General features: G+C 64.2%; 3 protein-coding genes. 1 reads left to right on the forward strand and 2 read right to left on the reverse strand.

Features of this window, described 5'->3' with window-relative positions; all coding sequences use genetic code 11:
- Positions 1-47: 47 nt before the first annotated feature.
- Positions 48-674, reverse strand: a complete 627-nt coding sequence (locus AB4Z11_RS28570; RefSeq protein ID WP_442029204.1) for an arylesterase — start codon at positions 672-674, stop codon at positions 48-50.
- On the opposite strand from AB4Z11_RS28570, the gene AB4Z11_RS28575 reads away from it, so the two are divergent.
- Positions 673-1419: an ABC transporter ATP-binding protein gene (locus AB4Z11_RS28575; RefSeq protein WP_442029205.1), complete on the forward strand. Its 747-nt coding sequence runs from the start codon at positions 673-675 to the stop codon at positions 1417-1419. The two genes, AB4Z11_RS28570 and AB4Z11_RS28575, sit on opposite strands and share 2 nt — an antisense overlap.
- A 154-nt stretch (positions 1420-1573) precedes the next feature.
- Here AB4Z11_RS28575 and AB4Z11_RS28580 read toward each other — a convergent pair.
- The coding region (locus AB4Z11_RS28580; protein ID WP_442029206.1) for an NAD(P)H-hydrate dehydratase at positions 1574-2796 on the reverse strand (1223 nt) is incomplete at its 5' end.

Raw genomic sequence — 2796 nt, forward strand, 5'->3', positions numbered from 1 at the left:
GTCGAGGCGGGCCAGTACGTCTTCAATCTTCAGGAGTTCGGGATACTTCATTTTGTTTTGAGTATGGGAAGCAGGTGGGGCCAGATATTGGCCAGGATAATCGGATGGGCCTGGGCCAGCGGATGCAGGCGGTCGGCCTGGAAGGTATTGTCGGCAACGCCTTCCAGCATGAAGGGCGTCAGCGGCACCTTGGCGTTCTTGCTCAGGGCGCCGTACATGGCGAAGAATTTATCGGAATAGTCGCGGCCATAATTCGGCGGCATGCGCATGCCGACCAGCAGCACCTGGGCGCCTGCCTTGCGCGAGGCATCGACCATGGCGCGCAGATTGGCTTCGGCGGCGGGAACCGGCAGGCCGCGCAGGCCATCGTTGGCGCCCAATTCGATCACGACGACATCCGGCTTGTGTTTGCTCAGCAGGGCGGGCAGGCGGGTACGGCCGCCACTGGTCGTCTCGCCGCTGATGCTGGCGTTGACGATATTGGCATCCATCTTCTGCGACTTCAGTTTCTGCTCCAGCAGAGCGACCCAGCCGGTGCCGCGCGCCAGGCCATATTCGGCCGACAAGCTATCGCCCACCACAAGCAGGGTTTTTGGTGCAGAATAGGCGTTTGCCGCGCTGACCACCAGGAGCAGGGCGGTCAAGGCCAGTCGCAACTTATTGAACAAGATCATGCCCGATTTCCCTCAAGCGTCTACCAGCAGTTTCATTCCCGACGCACCGGCCTTGCCGGCGTCGCGTGTATCCGTGTCGCATGCCGCTATCGCAGTTTCCGGCCTGAGCAAGCGCGTGGCCGATGCCAGCGGCGAGCTGACGATTTTGCATAGCGTGGATTTTACCGTGCAAAAGGCCGAGACGCTTGCTATCGTCGGCGCCTCCGGTTCCGGTAAATCGACCCTGCTGGGCCTCCTGGCGGGATTGGACACCCCGAGCGAGGGCCGCGTCGTCCTCGACGGTGTCGATATTTTCGCTCTGGACGAAGACGGCCGTGCGTCGCTGCGCAAGGAAAAGCTGGGCTTTGTGTTTCAGTCTTTCCAGCTGCTGCCGCACCTGACCGCGCTGGAAAATGTGATGCTGCCGCTGGAACTGGCGGGCGATTCGCATGCCCGCGCCAAGGCTGAAGCGATGCTGGGACGCGTGGGGCTGTCAAGCCGTCTTAAGCATTATCCCAAGTTTCTGTCCGGCGGCGAACAGCAACGTGTGGCGCTGGCGCGCGCTTTCGTGACCGAGCCGCCGCTGCTGCTGGCGGATGAACCGACCGGCAGCCTGGATGCGGCGACCGGCGAGGCAGTCATTCAGTTGATGTTTGAACTGAACCGCGAGCGCGGTTCGACGCTGGTGCTGGTGACGCATGACCCATCGATCGCTGCGCGCTGCGGCCGGACCATCACCATCGCGGCCGGCCGCATCGTCCCTTAAAACCCGAGGCCAGGACCTGGTGCCTGCCACGCCGTGGCAGGCACCTGTTTTACGCCGTGGGTTCTAAAGGCGACTGTGGCTGGCCATGCGATTGTCCGCGGTGCGGATTCTAACGGCCACTGTGGCTGGCAGGCGATTGATCGCGGTGCGGATTCTAACGGCCACTATGGCTGGCCAGGCGGTTGATGGCGGTGCGGATGGCCGGTATCAGCTCGCCGGCCGTGATGCCAATCGCGCCCGTGCCTTCCGCTACCAGCACATCAGCCGCCATGCCGTGCAGCCACACCGCGCCCAGCGCCGTCTCCCATGCCGGCCAACCCTGCGCCAGCAGGCTGCCGCAAAGCCCCGCCAGTACGTCGCCGGTTCCCGCCGTTGCAAGCGCCGGATTACCGGTGGTGTTGATGACGACTGTGCCGTCCTGCGCCGCGATTACCGTGCCCGATCCTTTCAGCACCACCACCGCGTTCAGCGCCGCAGCAAGTTTGCGCGCCGCCGCGGGCCGGTCTTCCTGCACATCCGCCGTGCTGCAACCGAGCAGCCGCGCAGCTTCCAGCGGATGCGGCGTGATTAATGTCGGAGCATGGCGCGTTGCCAGCAGCTCGCGCAGATTGGCGTCTGCAGCGCACAGATTCAAAGCATCGGCATCGGCGACCATGGCGCTGTGGCTGTGCAGGGCGCTGAACAGAATTTCCGAGGCCGACGCTGACGTGCCCAGTCCAGGCCCCGCAACAGTGACGGCAGTGTCGAAATCGAATGCCTGCGCAGCGCGGCACATCAGCTCAGGATGATTCGGATCGAAGGAGGGCGCTTCGCCAATGAAACAGGCGAACACGCGCCCCGCACCGCACATCAGGGCCGTACGTGCGGCCAGAATGGGGGCGCCAGCCATCCCGCGCGCACCACCCAGCACGGCCACATTGCCGAAACTGCCTTTGTGCGCACTGTGACGGCGGCGCTGCACGCAGTGCGAAAACAGCGCAACATCCGACAGCCGGGCGGCCGTGCGCGGAAACAGCGAACCATCCAGATCCAGATTGCTGACCAGGACCAGTCCCGCGTGATCGCGGCCTTCGCAAGTATGCAGGCCGGGCTTGTCGCCAATGAAGGTGATGGTGTGTGTGGCGCGCACCGCAACGCCATGCGGCCCGACGATGGCGCCGGTATCGGCATCCAGTCCGCTCGGCACATCCAGCGCCAGCACCGGACAGCCCAGCGTATTCACTGCCTGGACCAGCTCCGCGGCAAGGCCGGACAGCGGCCGTTTCAGCCCTATGCCAAACAACCCGTCGATCACCAGGCTCCATTCGCCATGTACATGCACCAGTTCCGGCGCCAGAAAACGCAGAGGTGCACTACGGGCGCGGTCGAGGGCATGGC

The sequence above is a fragment of the Pseudoduganella sp. RAF53_2 genome (assembly GCF_052113985.1).
Taxonomy (GTDB): domain Bacteria; phylum Pseudomonadota; class Gammaproteobacteria; order Burkholderiales; family Burkholderiaceae_D; genus Rugamonas.